Annotated in this window: 12 protein-coding genes and 1 tRNA gene; 6 read left to right on the forward strand and 7 right to left on the reverse strand. The window is 62.7% G+C overall.

All coding sequences use genetic code 11. From position 1 onward, the window contains the following. Nucleotides 1–69: 69 nt before the first annotated feature. A complete protein-coding gene (locus tag QKD99_RS03125; protein WP_293823113.1) occupies nucleotides 70–1,392 on the reverse strand; it encodes a UDP-glucose/GDP-mannose dehydrogenase family protein in 1,323 nt (440 codons plus the stop codon). Nucleotides 1,393–1,434: 42 nt separating this feature from the next. After that, nucleotides 1,435–1,998 carry a dCTP deaminase gene (gene dcd, locus QKD99_RS03130; RefSeq protein WP_005329405.1) on the reverse strand — a complete coding sequence of 188 codons (564 nt, stop codon included), beginning with the start codon at nucleotides 1,996–1,998 and terminating at the stop codon, nucleotides 1,435–1,437. Between the two features lie 65 nt (nucleotides 1,999–2,063). Here dcd and QKD99_RS03135 point away from each other — a divergent pair. Next, a tRNA-Gly gene (locus QKD99_RS03135) sits at nucleotides 2,064–2,137 on the forward strand. A 491-nt stretch (nucleotides 2,138–2,628) separates the two neighbouring features. Here the strand turns inward: QKD99_RS03135 and QKD99_RS03140 are convergent. From QKD99_RS03140 to QKD99_RS03150, 3 genes are read right to left on the reverse strand one after another with little or no spacing between them, the layout of a single operon-like run. Beyond that, the gene (locus QKD99_RS03140; protein ID WP_284769131.1) at nucleotides 2,629–2,928 is read right to left on the reverse strand and encodes a hypothetical protein; all 300 of its coding nucleotides are present in this window, start codon (nucleotides 2,926–2,928) and stop codon (nucleotides 2,629–2,631) included. Between the two features lie 13 nt (nucleotides 2,929–2,941). Beyond that, a complete protein-coding gene (locus tag QKD99_RS03145) occupies nucleotides 2,942–4,630 on the reverse strand; it encodes a VanW family protein (protein ID WP_284769130.1) in 1,689 nt (562 codons plus the stop codon). Nucleotides 4,631–4,664: 34 nt separating this feature from the next. Beyond that, nucleotides 4,665–5,825, reverse strand: a complete 1,161-nt coding sequence (locus tag QKD99_RS03150) for a glycoside hydrolase family 3 N-terminal domain-containing protein (RefSeq protein WP_297846694.1) — start codon at nucleotides 5,823–5,825, stop codon at nucleotides 4,665–4,667. A 58-nt stretch (nucleotides 5,826–5,883) separates the two neighbouring features. Between QKD99_RS03150 and QKD99_RS03155 the strand changes: the two genes are divergently transcribed. Genes QKD99_RS03155 through QKD99_RS03165 form a run of 3 tightly spaced genes read left to right on the forward strand, consistent with a single transcriptional unit; the run spans nucleotide 5,884 to nucleotide 9,681 of the window. Then, nucleotides 5,884–6,390 carry a universal stress protein gene (locus QKD99_RS03155; RefSeq protein ID WP_284769128.1) on the forward strand — a complete coding sequence of 169 codons (507 nt, stop codon included), beginning with the start codon at nucleotides 5,884–5,886 and terminating at the stop codon, nucleotides 6,388–6,390. A gap of 22 nt (nucleotides 6,391–6,412) precedes the next feature. Then, nucleotides 6,413–6,610, forward strand: coding sequence for a DUF2613 domain-containing protein (locus QKD99_RS03160; RefSeq protein ID WP_005325448.1), 198 nt, complete (start codon nucleotides 6,413–6,415; stop codon nucleotides 6,608–6,610). A gap of 2 nt (nucleotides 6,611–6,612) precedes the next feature. Further along, complete coding sequence (locus tag QKD99_RS03165) at nucleotides 6,613–9,681, forward strand: alpha-(1->3)-arabinofuranosyltransferase family protein (RefSeq protein ID WP_284868425.1); 3,069 nt, start codon at nucleotides 6,613–6,615, stop codon at nucleotides 9,679–9,681. On the opposite strand, the gene QKD99_RS03170 is transcribed toward QKD99_RS03165, so the two are convergent. After that, the gene (locus QKD99_RS03170; protein ID WP_347950687.1) at nucleotides 9,602–10,762 is read right to left on the reverse strand and encodes an acyltransferase; all 1,161 of its coding nucleotides are present in this window, start codon (nucleotides 10,760–10,762) and stop codon (nucleotides 9,602–9,604) included. The genes QKD99_RS03165 and QKD99_RS03170 overlap by 80 nt on opposite strands. Nucleotides 10,763–10,771: 9 nt before the next feature. Between QKD99_RS03170 and QKD99_RS03175 the strand changes: the two genes are divergently transcribed. Both QKD99_RS03175 and QKD99_RS03180 read left to right on the forward strand, forming a co-directional pair. Further along, the gene (locus tag QKD99_RS03175) at nucleotides 10,772–11,926 is read left to right on the forward strand and encodes a porin PorA family protein (RefSeq protein ID WP_347950688.1); all 1,155 of its coding nucleotides are present in this window, start codon (nucleotides 10,772–10,774) and stop codon (nucleotides 11,924–11,926) included. Further along, nucleotides 11,916–13,334, forward strand: coding sequence for a hypothetical protein (locus QKD99_RS03180; RefSeq protein ID WP_347950689.1), 1,419 nt, complete (start codon nucleotides 11,916–11,918; stop codon nucleotides 13,332–13,334). Before QKD99_RS03175 ends, QKD99_RS03180 begins: the two co-directional genes overlap by 11 nt. Here the strand turns inward: QKD99_RS03180 and QKD99_RS03185 are convergent. Next, nucleotides 13,249–14,358 carry a glycosyltransferase family 4 protein gene (locus QKD99_RS03185; protein WP_239278578.1) on the reverse strand — a complete coding sequence of 370 codons (1,110 nt, stop codon included), beginning with the start codon at nucleotides 14,356–14,358 and terminating at the stop codon, nucleotides 13,249–13,251. The genes QKD99_RS03180 and QKD99_RS03185 overlap by 86 nt on opposite strands. Nucleotides 14,359–14,362 lie beyond the last annotated feature (4 nt).

A 14,362-nucleotide genomic window follows, 5' to 3' on the forward strand; every position in this document is an offset into this window, starting at 1 on the left:
CCCTTATGCAGAAGGCTGAGCAGCGCAATAATCACGCTGCTCAGCCTTTGTATCTCAGATGTAGAGGACCTAGAGGGTGCGCCCCAAGGCATCGACCTTCCAGCCCGCCTGTTGCCAGTCTGCAACAGGCAGCACATTGCGGCCATCGATAATGTGCTTATTGTCCACGAGCTGGCCCGCTTGCTGCGGATCCAATTCCTTGAACTGCTTCCACTCGGTTGCCAGAATAACTAGCTCAGCCTCGCGCAGGGCATTGTCAGTGTCCGCGGCGTAATCCAAGGTGGGGAATACCTTCTTCGCGTTGTCCATGCCTTCTGGGTCATAGACGGTTACTGCCGCGCCAGCCAGCGACAGGGAACCGGCTACGGCAAGGGCGGGCGAATCGCGCACGTCATCGGAATTCGGCTTAAACGCGCAACCCAATACGGTCACGCGGTGGCCAAGCAGGGAGCCATTGAAGGCTTCCTTGGCCAGGTCCACCACGCGGTCACGGCGGCGCATATTGATAGCATCCACCTCACGCAGGAAGGTCAGCGCCTGGTCGGCGCCAAGCTCGCCAGCGCGGGCCATGAAGGCGCGAATGTCCTTGGGCAGGCAACCGCCACCAAAGCCGAGGCCGGCGCCAAGGAACTTGCGGCCGATGCGTTCGTCGAGCCCAATGGCGTCGGCAAGAGCGGTAACGTCCGCGCCTGCAATCTCGCAGATCTCAGAAACGGCGTTGATAAAGGAAATCTTGGTGGCTAGGAACGCATTAGCGGAGACCTTGACCAGCTCGGCGGTCTGCCAATCCGTCACGATGAATGGGGTGTCCTGCGCTAGCGGCTGAGCATAAACCTCGCGCGCTACCTCTTCGGCACGGCTTTCGCCCTCGCGCACACCGAGAACGATGCGGTCTGGGGTGATGGTGTCCTTAACGGCGTAGCCCTCACGCAGAAACTCCGGGTTCCACGCGATTTCCACGGTGGTGCCTTCTGGGGCAAGCTCATTGGCCAGCTCTTGGAGCTCTGCAGCCGTTCCCACCGGAACGGTGGACTTACCAAAGATGATGTGATCACCCTTGAGCTTGGGCACCAGATCCGTGATGACGGCCTTCACGTAGGTCATATCGGCCGCATAGGAACCGCGGCGTTGCGGGGTGCCTACACCCAAAAAGTGCAGGTTGCCGAACGCGGCTGCTTCTTCATAGTCCGTGCTGAAGTCGAGGCGGCCGGCCTCGATATTGCGCTCAAGCACCTCCGGCAGGCCCGGTTCAAAGAACGGAACCTTGCCCGATTTAAGAGCGGAAATTTTATTGTCATCTACGTCCACGCCTAGTACTTCATGGCCGAGCTCGGCCATGCAGGCAGCATGGGTTGCACCCAAGTATCCGGTGCCGATTACAGTCATACGCATAAAGCCCCATAGTAGAGGCTCTATGTGAATGCCGGTTTAAGCCTATCGAAAATTCAGGTAAGACTTCGATGGCGTCGGGCCGCGCTGGCCCTGGTACTTCGACCCCAGCGAGCCGGTGCCATAAGGACTTTCCGCTGGCGAAGTCATCTTGAAAATAGCCAGCTGCCCCACCTTCATGCCCGGCCACAGGGCGATAGGCAGGTTGGCGGTATTAGAAAGCTCGAGTGTGATGTGGCCGGAAAAGCCTGGGTCAATAAAACCCGCGGTGGAGTGGGTCAACAATCCCAAGCGGCCGAGGGAAGACTTGCCCTCCAAGCGACCGGCCAGGTCTGCCGGCAAGGTGAATTTTTCCAGCGTGGCGCCGAGCACGAACTCGCCTGGGTGCAGGATGAAGGACTGATCTTCTTCTACCTCCACCAAGGTGGTGAGATCCGGCATTTCCTCTTTGGGGTCAATATGCGTGTACCGCGAGTTATTGAAGACCCGGAAATACTTATCTAGGCGCACGTCTACGGACGAGGGCTGGATAAGTTCGCTGTCGAAGGGCTCGATGCCCAATTCTTCGGCGTCAATGGCGGCACGGATATCACGATCTGAAAGAAGCACGGCCCCAATTCTACTCATGCTAAAGGCCGCGGTGTATAGTAGGCCGGAGCGTACAAACGCGCAGTGCCGACGTAGTTTAATGGTAGAACTGCAGCTTCCCAAGCTGCTAGCGCGGGTTCGATTCCCGTCGTCGGCTCCATGTCATGAGTCGCGACATGTTTGACAGATGAGTCGCGACATCGTTGACAAACCGGCATTCCAGTTGCTTTTTGTTCTGGGGTGCCGGTTTCTTCGATCAGGCGGGCAGTGCCAGGGCGCATTGTTCCAAGCAGCAGTACTAAGACGCCGTAAAGAACACCTATGCGTGACGGGCGGAGCCATTTCCCCCTCGGGCTCTAGAAGGTGCCTTCAGCCCTGAATGGCCGCACTTTATTTCGACGCCACTGGATTGCCACCTTCATGGCGTACGGCTTTGACGACGGCCATATTGCGGTTAGGACTGTTCATAGTGTCAAACATGTCCCGACTCACCAGTCAAGCATCACCCGACACGGTAAGGTAGCCCTAAGCGTCAAATATGTCGCGGCTGATCTGTCAAGCATCACGACGGTTCCCTCAGGCACAGACTGTCAAATATGTCATGAACTCAGACACCGTCGTCGGCTCCAATTTTCGGGGGATAATATCGTGCTAGTCAGTGGCGCTTAGCCACTGAGCCAGCTCTTTTTGTGCCCGATCTACCCCGCCTGGATAGTGTGCTTCCAACTCTGCGGCAGCTGGTTCGAAGAACTTCTCTGTGAGCGCGGCTAGATCGCGCTCAGGCACGTTGCCGCGGATTTCATCCAGCGGGGCACGGAACGTCATTCCCAGATCAGTCCGGAGCTGATAGGCGCGCCAGTCTTCGCTGTAGATGCGAAGTTCCGCACCGCGCAGGTTGGATTCAATGACCACGTTGCCGAATATGAGCGTGGTAAGGGTTCGTTCTTCCATGGCGCCGAGTCTACTAGCCGCAGCGGACGATGGGCTGCGGGTCGTAGACCGTGGTGGTGGTCTCGCGGGAAAGCTCCTTGCCGCCTAGATCCTTGATGATGCGGGTATCGGACGTCGTAAAGCCTGGCGCACCAGAGGAAGGCGAGCAGTCGCTGCCGGGCACGGACATAGGTTGTGGGTCGGTCTTAGCCCAGCGGCCGTTGTTCACAGACTCGACGTCGACGGTCTTGGTGCCCTTCAGGCGCACGGTGATCTTGCCGCCACCAAAGTCGGTCTCAATGCGGACCGGGGTATTGAAGGTATTGGTGAACTGCAGGTCGATGGCGCCCTCGTACACGGTGGCCTCGCGGCCGGCTGGGTAGCGGGAAATGTAGTACGAGTGCGGGGTGTGGGCGGTGTCTTCCATGCCCGCAAAATAGGCAGCGTTGTACAAGGTGGTGGCGAACTGGGAGATGCCGCCGCCCACGGCGGAGCCGGAGTGGCCATCGATAATGATGCCGGACTCAACGTAGCCTTGCGCCGTGCCGCGAGGGCCCGTGTGGCCGTTGAGGGAGAAGGTCTCGCCTGGGTTGACCACGGCGCCGTTGACCTGTTGGGCTACCAGCTCGATATTCTTGCCGGAGGCAGCGGAGTAGCCCTCAGTGGTGAACTCGCCCACGGTGTCGTTGAAGGTCGCCTTCTTGGCATCGTCGGTGGTGAACTCTGCCGGGTCCGGCTTGTAGGTAGCATCCCACTCGCGGTCATCGCCGGTCACGCGCTTGTCAAAGTCCTGCATGGTCGGCTCCCAGTCGATGATCTCGCCATCTTCGGACGGGGTGATCTGCTTGTCGTTGCCGTTGAAGGAAATCTTGGCATTTACGCCGGGGACATCGGCTCCCTCGGAGCGCTCGGCCAGCAGCTCCTGCGCGCGGTTGGTATCCACGGCGAGCTTGAGCTTACCGTCCTTCTTTTCAATGCTGGTGAACTGGGAGATTTCCGGCTTATTCAGGGTAGCGGTGACATTATTCTTGGCCTTCAATGTAATGGGATTATCCAGCGCCTTGGCGGCATCGCCGGTGCGCATGGCCTCGATAGCTTCATCATTGATGGCCGGCTCTACTTCTTCTGGGTCCACGTCTACGCCCTCGGAATCGAGCCAATTATCCGTAACCGCATTGTGCAGGGAGCCGGCATCCACGGTTTGGCCGAGCTTGGGGTCGGTGACCTTGAGCTCACCATTGTTGAGCTCCAACATGCCATCAACTGGATCGGTGGAGAGATCCTTCTTCACGCGGTCCAAGGCCGGCTGAAGTTGGACCTCGTCCACGTTGGTTTCTACCGGAATATCCCGGGTGGGGCGGAAGAAGCTATACAGGCGGGTAAAAGGATTGAGGGAAGGTTCTTCAATATTGTCTACGGCGCGCTGGTTATCCAGGGCAAGGCCCGATTCGGAGGGAACGAGTTCCGTGTGGAGGTCGCCGGAGGTAACGCTCACGGGCTCGGTTTCTACGCCCGCGAGCTCATCTTCGAGCTTCTCCACGGCGGCGGTGCGATCCATGGCGGAAATATCCACGCCGTTGACGGAAACGGCGCGCGGAATCTTGTCCTGGTTTGCTGCGACATCCCAGGCATAAGCAATGCCCGCGATCAGGACAAGGCCGACCAATGCGCCGAGCGCGATGAGCCAGCCTTTAGCACCATTTTTTCCTTCTGCCTTTTTCACGCCTTAAAGGTTAACGGTTTTAGTGGCATTTTTCCTAGTCCTGTGCAGGCTCGGGTGCAGCGCCGGCCGGGGGAGCGCTGACATGGCGAGCCGCGTCCGCAAGGCGTTCGAGTGGCAGGCGGCCGCCGTTGACGGCGCCGACGACGGCGTCGATCACCGCATTAATATCGCCTTCGGTGGACCACAAGGGCATGTCGGCTCCGGCATTGAGGGAGGCCACGACGGCGTCGGCAAGCGGGAGCGAATCTGCAATCGCCTTCATGCCGCCGATGTCATCGGTGTAGATGGGCCCGTCGTACTGCAAGGTCTCGCGGGCTAGGCCATAGGCTTCCGGCAGAATGGAAGCGGGAGTCTGACCATCGCCCAGGCCGGGCACGGCGAGGTGGCCCATCATGAGCGCGGCATTGGGTGCTTGGGGAAGAGCGGTTTTAAAAGGAATGAACTCGTGGCCTTCTAGTTCTTCCAGCGGCGGGGTAACGGCCTCGGCCAGGTGGGTATCGCCAGAAGCACGGCCGTGTCCCGGGAAATGCTTGAATACGGCCTTGACCCCAGCGGATTCCAGCCCGCGGGCAAAGGCCGCGCCATACTCGCCTGCTTGGACCGGATCGGTGGAAAAGGATCGATCTCCCACCACCTCTAGGCCATTGCCATCGACGTCAAGCACCGGTGCAAAGTCCACGTTGATGCCATGCGCCTTCAGGCTCGTGCCCATCTCGTGCGCAAGCTGCTCCACCTCTTGTGGGGAACGCTCGGCCGCCATCTGTTGCGGGGAAGGGTACTCCCCGAGGACGTCGGAAAACCGCTGCACGCGCCCGCCCTCAAAATCGATAGAGACCTCAAAGTCGCGGCCCACCTCTTGGCGCAGGGCATTAATGTCGCGACCCTCTTCCTGCAGCAGGTTTGGATCCGCCCAGCTGGGGATAAAGATTCCGCCCACACCGGCCTCCAGCTTGGCCTTAGCGTCGTCGTAATTGGTGACCGGCGGCATCAGCACGGACGCAGCCATGGCGCGGATGTCCTGCTGCGGGGCGGCCTCCTGCGAGGTCTCTTCGTGCGTTTCATGCGTTGCGGCAGGTGAGCTCGACGCAGCCGGAGTGGTGGAGTCCTGGCTCTCGTTGTCCTCTTGGGTGGAGGTAGAGCAGGCTCCCAAGGCCGTCACGAAGGCGAGGCTGGCAAGGATGCGCGGAGTTTTCATGCCTTCTAGTGTGCAATATTCCTCGCGTTCTGTCGCAAGCGGTGGGTAGACTAGTGACATGAGTAACGGCGAGACAATGCTAATTGCCTACGATGGCACCGAACGAGCCGGCCGCGCCCTCGAGTACGCGGCCCAGCTGCTGCGGCCCACCACGGTAGAAATCCTCACCGCCTGGGAGCCGGTAGCCCGGCAGACCGCACGCGCCGTCAGCCGCACCGGAATGCACCAGTCCACCGTTTCCCCGGACCGCGTCGAAGAGGATCCGGCCTATGAGGAGGCGCTAAAGATTTGTCGCCAAGGCATCGAGCTGGCCGAAAGCCTGGGCCTAGCCGGCCGTGCCCACCTGGTGGAATCCGCCACCACCATCTCCTCCGCCATCATTGATGCCGCGCATGAGCTGGACGTGGACGTCATCGTGACCGGTACCCGAGCCCTGACCGGGTTCCGCGCGTGGTGGACCAACTCCACCGCCGACCAGATTGTGCGCAATGCCGGCCTTCCCGTCTTCATCGTGCCGCAGGAAAACGAAGATGACGCGGACGATGATGAGGCAGAATACTTCTAAATAGCTGCTAGTATCTTTAGCCATGGCTCTGGAAACCGATTCTTTGAACAAGCGCACCCTTGGCCCTGCCATCGGTAGCGCTGTTGTGGGCATCGCGCTCGGCGTCATCACCATCATCGGCATCGCACAATTCTCGGGCACCGATACCGTGCCAGAAGGCAATGCGGTTTCTGCTTCCGATGCGGTTTTGGGCGGCCCTGAGTACGGATCCCGCAACTAGGTGTGCGTACCCTCCGCGGGCGGCTTGCCCGCCCCTACCCGCTGGGGATTTTTGCCCTAGCGCTCATCCTTCTCGTGCAGCCGTGGGGGTTAACGGCCGCCGATACCAAGCATGATCTGGCAGCCAATCCGCTGCACTTTCTCCGCGGGGCGCTTAGCGCCTATACGGATACCTTTACCCTGGGGCAGCTGCAGAATCAGGCCTATGGCTATCTCTTTCCCCAGGGACCTTTCTTCGTTTTAACCCAGCCACTGCCCGATTGGGTGGCCCAGCGCCTGTGGTGGTTGCTGGTCTTGAGCGTCGGCTTCATCGGATTCCATAAGCTCGCTTGCAAGGTGGGCCTGCGTGGCTGGTGGGTCTGGGTGGCAGCGATGCTCTACGCGTTCTCGCCTCGCGCGCTTTCTACCCTGACCGCCATTTCTTCTGAGACCTGGCCGGTCATGCTCGCTCCCTGGGTTATCCTGCCCTTCCTCAACACCAAGCTCACCTGGCGCGATGCCGCCGCGGCCACCATCCCGGTGGCGCTGATGGGTGCGGTCAATGCCACCGCGACCATCGCGGCGTGTATCCCGGCCGCTGTAATCCTGCTCTACCGCCGCGCCTTCACGCCCGGCGCGGCCTGGCTCTTAGGCTGCCTGGCGGTATCGGCGTGGTGGATCGGCCCGCTCGTCGTGCTAGGCCGCTATGCCCCGCCGTTTACGGAATTCATCGAATCCGCGCGCGTGACCACGCGCTGGCTCAACTTGCCAGAGATTCTGCGCGGCACCACGAGCTGGACGCCGTTTGTCGATACCGAGCGCGTTGCCGGCTATGAGCTAGCCACCGAGTCCTTCTTTGTGCTGTTCACCATGGGAATCGCAGCCGTGGGCATGTACGGGCTCACCAAGCTGCCGCGCGTGTGGTCCGTCATGCTGGTGGTGGGCATCGCTGTGCTGGGCTGCCAGGTGGCGTGGTACCTCGATGCGCTCGATGGACCGCTGGCCGCGCTGCGCAACCTGCATAAATTCGATCCGCTGGTGCGCATCCCGCTGCTGTTAGGCGTGGCGCGCGCCTGCGCCCATCTTCCACTACCGAGGAGTTTGCGCCCCACCAAGAGGCAGACGGTGGGTGCACTGACGCTGCTGTTGTGCATCGCGGTGGTCTCCCCGGCATGGTCACAGCGCTTGCTGCCGCTGGGCGCCTATAAAGAGGTGCCCTCCTACTGGCACGAGGCCACGGACTTTATCAATACCCATGCCGCCGATACCCGCACGCTTATCTACCCAGAGGCGTCCTTCGCCCGGCAGACCTGGGGGTGGACGCGCGACGAGCCGGCCCAGCCGCTGCTCGATGTCCCTTGGGCCGTGCGCGATGCCATTCCGCTCGTGCCGCCAGAGGCCATCCGCGGGCTCGACGGCGTCATGGCCGCACTCAAGGAAGATCCGGCTACCGGCGTGCGCTCCCTGCAGCGCCTGGGCATCGGCGCGGTCATGGTGCGCCACGATCTCTTCACCGGCGAGGACGAGGCCCTGGCCAGCAAGTTTGGCGGCGAAGTCCATCGCTTCGGCGAAGTCGATGTCATCCTGCTCAACCACGCCGGCATGTCCTTAGGGCCCACGGACCCAGTGCGCGTGGCCGGCGGCGGGGAAGCCTTGGCGCTTCTCGACGCCCACTCCACCCCCACCACCCGCCAGCTCGTCGATCGCGACGCCGATATCGTCACCGATACCCCGACACTCACGGACCGCAACTACGGCACCCTCGATGGCCCCATCTCCGCGCCCATGGCCGCGGACGACCCCAGCCACGTGAATAACCGTCTGCGCGATTATCCCTCCGCTGGGCCGCTTACCCAGGTGGAAACCCACGGCGGTTCGGTAGCGGTCTCCTCCTCGGCCGCCGATGCCACCGCCTTTGGCGGAGCCCAGCCGGAAAAGTCCGCCACGGCCGCCGTGGACGGGGAGAACTCCACCGCCTGGTGGCCCGCGCCGGGCGATGATGCCGGGTGGATTGAACTGCGCGGCGAATTCACCCAGCCGCGCCTCAAGCTCATGGCCACCAGCGCCACCACGGTAACCGTGCGCTCTGGCAGCGCGGCCGTAGACGTGGACTTACAGCCCTTCCGCTCGCAGGAAGTCCGCGTTCCCGGTGGCGATACCGAGTCCATCCGCGTGGAGTTATCCCACCGCACCGGCATCGCGGAGTTAGGGGTGAAAGGCCAGCCGGTCGAGCGTGTGGTGACCGTCCCGGATACCTCCCCTGACGTGCACCAATTCTTCTTCCAGCGCATGCTGCAGGATACCGGCGTGCTCATCCGCGATTTCACGGCGCCGCGCCCCATGCGCGTGACGGTGGATTCCACCAAGCCCGTGCTTATCGACGCCCACCGCTACTCCCCCGGCGAATCCCTCACCCTCAGCCCTGGCACGCACCGCGTGCGCACCACGGGGCCGTGGGTAAGCCTGCGCGAGGAGGGCTGGCAACCAGCGGGCTCCTCCGAGCCCACCGGGTACTCGATTGCAGCCGCTGATGAGGATCGCCTCTTGGTCACCGGTCGCGCCTTCAATAAGGGCCTGCGCGGCTACCTAGGCGAGGAAGAGCTCGCCCCGCGCGAGATCGATGCGGCCACCCAAGCTTTTGTCATTCCGGCCGGCCGCTCCGGTGACTTCCGCATCACCTTTAGCGCCCAACCGGTTTACCGCGCCACCCTCCTCTTCGGCGGTGCGCTGGGGTTACTTGCCCTCGGCCTGTGCATCCTGGCGGCCGCGCGGCGCCCGTCCCAGCCTGCTTGGCGCGCGCCGCGCGGCGGTGCCGCTTCGGCCGTGGTCGCACTCGGCGCGCTGGCCCTCACCGGCTGGCCGGCCGCGGTCGCGGCCATTGCCGCTTGGTTAGTGCTGCGCTGGACCACCATCCCGCGCGCCTACCTCGCGCCCGGTGTCGTGGCGGCGGCCGGGGCGATCCTCGCCCGCGCGCCGTGGACATCAGGATCCTATGCGGGCGATTCGCTCCTGCTTAGCTGCTTGTGTGCCGCGGGCGTGGCCTGTCTTTTCGCCTCCGACCGAGGAGAAGATCCCGGCCGGGACGCTCGATGAGCGTATAGCTCGCGGCCGAGACCACCACGGTGGCCACCACCGTTACAGCCAAAATCACCCAAAAGTCCAGGGGCTTCCCGCTAAACAGCGGCACCCCGGTAAGCGGAAACGCTAGTCCCAGAATGGCCACATGCCATAAGAAGATGGAATAGGACCACGCGCCCAGTGCTTGCATGAGCGGGCTGGTCAGCCAAGACTTATCCCGTGGGGCGAGCGCTACCGGTACCACCACGGCTGCGGCAAAGGCCGCTCCCGCAATGATCCGGCGGGAAAATTCACCTGGCTCTGGATGCACCAGCCCCTGCGGCCCGAACCACTCACGGCTGGCAAGCCACAGCACCACCGCTGCCACGAGCCACCATGCCCAGCGCCGCCGCAACACGCGTTGCACGCGCCGGCTAACACCAGCTTCTTCGCATTCCGCGGCCAGCATTCCCACGGCAAACCACGAAGCATATGCCGGCGGCCAAATCTGCGAATTGACCTGGTCCTTGGCGTAATCGGCCACAAAGGGAACAAAACCCCAGGCCCAACTAATCACAGCGCCCAGCGCGATGACCGCTACCCGCCAGCGCCGCGGCAGCGTTTCAAGAAGCCACACCAACAAAGGCAAGGCAAGGTAGAAAAAGAACTCCACGCATAGCGACCACAGGTGGGTAAGCCCCGGCGCTAGCCCGTCCACCACATAGATCTGGGTAGAGGTGAGGTTGCTCAGCAGTTGGGTGAGGGTGAGCGAGTGGGCGTCGGGAAGCAGGAGCATCACAGCCACCACGCAGGCATAATAGGCTGGCAATAGGCGGGCCACTCGCGAGCGCGCATAGCCGGATAAGGTGTGCAAGCCGCGGCGACGCCACAAGAGGAAGGCACTGAGCGCAAAGAAGACGGCGACGAAATAATCAAAGCGCCCCGCAAACCCCCACCCGGTTCCGGTCTGAAAAGACACGTGGGTGACAATGATTCCAAGGGAAGCGACCGCGCGTAAACCGTCTAGCTCCGGCAGATGCTGGGGTACGCTTTTCACAGATGCCTGCGGCTGCACGCTTGCTCCTAACCCCGGATCGACCTGAAACTGATTGGACATATTACTGCAATGAAACGCTACCTTTGGCCACGCTCGCCACTGGCGTGGGTTGTCATTGCCGCCGTCATTTTTTTGGTGCTGGGCACCGTGGTGCCGCCGCTGTATAATAATCAGACTCGGCCGCTGGCCTTCGACCAAAACATCAACACCGTCACCGCGCCGTCGGCCGGGGTGTGGATGGAAGCGCCCGAGTTCATCGCCGGGGCCAAAGCCTCTGGCGATAGCAAGGACCCGCAGTGCCAAGAAAAGCAGGCACCCATGTGGTGCTATCTGCACCACGACCTGCTCACTATCGAGCGCAATACCACCACCTCTGAGGTGGCAGAAGATGATGCGCTCGCTAACTCCGATTCGCTCTCTCGCCTGCTCGTCGGCAATACTCCCCTTGCCCGAATCACGGAGCATTCCGTGTTGAACCGCGAGTCCACCTACCCAGTCGCTGCGCCAAAGGATAAATGGGACTTTGTCCTACCGGCGCTGGATACCGGCATGGCCCGTACCGACTTCGAGCGCGATGGAATCAACTACTTCTTTCCCTCCGGTACCGAGCAGCGCTCCTATCCGTTTTTCGATCTAGCGACGCAATCCTCCACGGCGGTGGACTTCACTACGATGGAAAGGCTCGACGGTATCCCTACCTATTCTTTCCACCACGATATCCAGCCCATTTCCTTGGCTGATATGCGCAAAAGCATTACCGCCGAGGTCGATACCGGCACCGGCGATAAGCAGCTAGCGGCCGAGGATTTCCGCATCTCCGGGCCAGCGAAGCGGTTCTACGACGCCGAGTCGCGCGAGCTCCTCGGCCTAGATGCCACTGACCGGGTCACGGTGGAGCCCTTCTACACCATCGGCCGCGATATCTCCGTCGAGCCCACCACCGGCACCATGGTGGACCTGCGCGAGAACATCAAAATCTTCTTCGCCGCGGACGAAAAGCAGGCCGGCACCATGGTGGCGAATGATGATACGGAAGACCGCTCCATCTTTGCCGCCGATTTGCGCTGGTCCGATGAGACCCGGGCGGAGCGCCTGAATGAGGTGCGTCCGGTCATTCGCACCATTCGCGCCTTGATGGTGGTCGGCTGGGCCGGCAAGGCCATCGGCGTTGGCCTATTGCTCTGTGCTGCCTATATGTACATGCGCCGCCATCGTGAAGGCTAGGCGTCTTTTACTCCTCGCATGGGGCGTCCTCCTCGTGGCCGCGGTGTGCTGGCCCTTTGCTTTGCCCGGCGAGTTCTTGTGGCGCGATATGGCGTTGCTTGACCATCCGGCGCTTTCGCCTTCTGCCTTTGGCGGCGGCAGTCTGCCTGCCCGCAACGCACCGCAAGACGGTTTCCTCGCTCTCGTGGGCGGCGCGTGGGCGGCACGGGTGCTCATTATTGCCGCCGCCGCGTCCTCCGCGCTCACCGCGGCGCGCTGGGCACGCTCTACAGTCGCCGCGGTGAGCGCGATGGCGGTGGCGGTGGCCAATCCCTTCGTCATCGAGCGTCTCCTGCAGGGCCAGTGGTCGCTTGCGGTGGCTGCGTGGCTGTTGCCGGTCATCGCGTGGGCCGGAAGAAAGCACAGCTGGGTGGCGTGGCTGGCCATGTGGGGAGCATCGCTTACCCCTACGGGTGGTCTCTTTGCCATGGTGACCGCGGCGGTGACCTGCCGCAAGCGGGTAGCCCTCGGCGGCGTGATCTTGTGTTTGCCGTGGGCCATTCCGGGCATGTTCAATCCCGCCGCACCCGGCGATACCGCAGCGGCGGTGGCCGCGTTTGGCCCGCGGGCGGAAGACTACGTCGGCACCGCGGGCGCGCTGCTGCGACTCGGCGGCATATGGAATGCGGAAGCGGCCATCGGGTTCGCTGTGTGCGGTGTCATCGTGGCAGTCATCGCCTTGCTCGGGGCGTGGCGGGTTCCCGCGCGGTTAAGCGTCCTCGCGGCGATGGGGCTTGGCGGGGCGATGTTCTTCTGGCTGGTTCCCGGCGCGCTGGTGTGGTCCATCGATCACGTACCGGGGGCGGCGCTGCTGCGCGATAGCGGGAAACTGACCATGTTGGCGTTGCCGCTCTATGTGGCCTCGCTGGGGGCGCTGCCGAATCTGCCAGCGGCACTGGCAACCGTGGCTGCGACCGTGCAGCTGCTGCCCGTTCCGGGACGCCTCGCAGTGTTCGCGCCGCGGGATACGGGGATAGATGAGCAGTTGGTGCGCGCGATTGACGGCCGAGTGGCCTTCTTCCCAGACCGCGCCAACCTCGTGGAGGTTCCCGGCGGCGTGGCCGTCGACCCCTATTCCAAGGCGGTAGCCATGGTGGAATCGGGAGAATTGAGCGTGGACGGGACCGTGGTGGACCAAGCCTCGCCGCAGTACCGCGCGGCACTGCGCGCGTGGGAAGAGCACGATATGGACCGGTTGGCCGAGATCGGCATTGGCGTAGTCGTGGTGGACGGTGCCATAGCCGCGGAAACGAACGCGCCGCGGCCGCAGGTTCCGTGGGCGCTTACCGCTTTGTGGATGGCGTGTCCGCTACTAGCCCTTGCAGCAATTCCGCGAACTGCTCGCCGGTCTTCTCCCACGAGAAGCTAGCGGCAAAATCCCGCGCGTTGGAGCCGAGGGTGCGGCGCAGTGGGGCGTCGGCAAGCAGCTGCTTGGTGGCCGCGACGAAGTCCTCTTCGCGCTCTACCAGGATGCCGGTCTTGCCGTTAATAACGCTGTCACGCAGGCCAAATGTATAACCTACAGTGGGGACTCCATGTTGGGCCGCCTCCATTACTGCCAAACCCCACCCCTCTTTGCGCGAGGGCATCAGCAGGGCATCGGCACGGGCCAGCAAAGCGTGCTTATAGTCCTCGGTCACCTGGCCGCGGAAGCGCACGCGATCGCTTACCCCATGCTCCTCGGCATAGGCGCGCAGGTTAGCCTCCCACCAGCCGGAGCCGATGACGTCCAGGACCGCGCCCGGGGTCTGCGCCACCGTATCCATGGCATGCTCGATCTGCTTATGTGGCACTAGGCGCGAGAGCGTGACCAGGTGCACCTCGGCCTCTCGTTCCAGGGAAGGAACATGGTCCGGAACCGGGTCCAGGCCATTGGCGATGATGTGCGCGCCCTTAATACCCAGCGCCTCCAAATCCTCGCGGGAGGCCTCAGACACAGTGACATAGGGAGCGCCGCGATACACGCGCGGGGCCACCCGGGACTCAAGGAACCAACCGAGCCGGCCCAAGAGGGGACCCGCCACCGGCCACTGTTCACGGTGGCAATGGTGAGTAAGCAGCACCGTCGGCGCCCCGGACACCAGGCGAGCGAAGAAGGGGATGCCGTTTTGGGTATCGATTACCGCATCCACTCCGCGCAGGTCCCCCAGCCCCAGGCGGCCGGCCAGCATCGCCGCCCAGGCACGCGGATACACGCCAAATTTGGCGCCGCCGCGGCTATAGCGCACGCCGTCGCGCACCTCCCGGCGCGCGGCATTCATGTGCTTGGAGGTGCGAAAGACCACCTCGTGGCCCTGGGCTGCCAGGTACTCGCCCACGCGCTCCAAGTAGCGCTCCGAGCCACCGCCTTGCGGGTGGGTGGAATCGCGCCAGCATAGTAAAAGAATCTTCATCGTG

Origin of the sequence: Corynebacterium sp. c3Ub_189 (assembly GCF_039907195.1) — a bacterium.
In the GTDB taxonomy this organism is placed as follows: domain Bacteria; phylum Actinomycetota; class Actinomycetes; order Mycobacteriales; family Mycobacteriaceae; genus Corynebacterium.

What these genes read in the sequence shown, in the direction of transcription:
- QKD99_RS03125 (WP_293823113.1), bottom strand. Translation starts at nt 1,392, where the DNA reads ATGCGTATGACTGTAATCGGCACCGGATACTTGGGTGCAACCCATGCT.
- QKD99_RS03140 (WP_284769131.1), bottom strand. Translation starts at nt 2,928, where the DNA reads ATGGAAGAACGAACCCTTACCACGCTCATATTCGGCAACGTGGTCATT.
- QKD99_RS03150 (WP_297846694.1), bottom strand. Translation starts at nt 5,825, where the DNA reads ATGAAAACTCCGCGCATCCTTGCCAGCCTCGCCTTCGTGACGGCCTTG.
- QKD99_RS03155 (WP_284769128.1), top strand. Translation starts at nt 5,884, where the DNA reads ATGAGTAACGGCGAGACAATGCTAATTGCCTACGATGGCACCGAACGA.
- QKD99_RS03160 (WP_005325448.1), top strand. Translation starts at nt 6,413, where the DNA reads ATGGCTCTGGAAACCGATTCTTTGAACAAGCGCACCCTTGGCCCTGCC.
- QKD99_RS03170 (WP_347950687.1), bottom strand. Translation starts at nt 10,762, where the DNA reads ATGTCCAATCAGTTTCAGGTCGATCCGGGGTTAGGAGCAAGCGTGCAG.
- QKD99_RS03175 (WP_347950688.1), top strand. Translation starts at nt 10,772, where the DNA reads ATGAAACGCTACCTTTGGCCACGCTCGCCACTGGCGTGGGTTGTCATT.
- QKD99_RS03185 (WP_239278578.1), bottom strand. Translation starts at nt 14,358, where the DNA reads ATGAAGATTCTTTTACTATGCTGGCGCGATTCCACCCACCCGCAAGGC.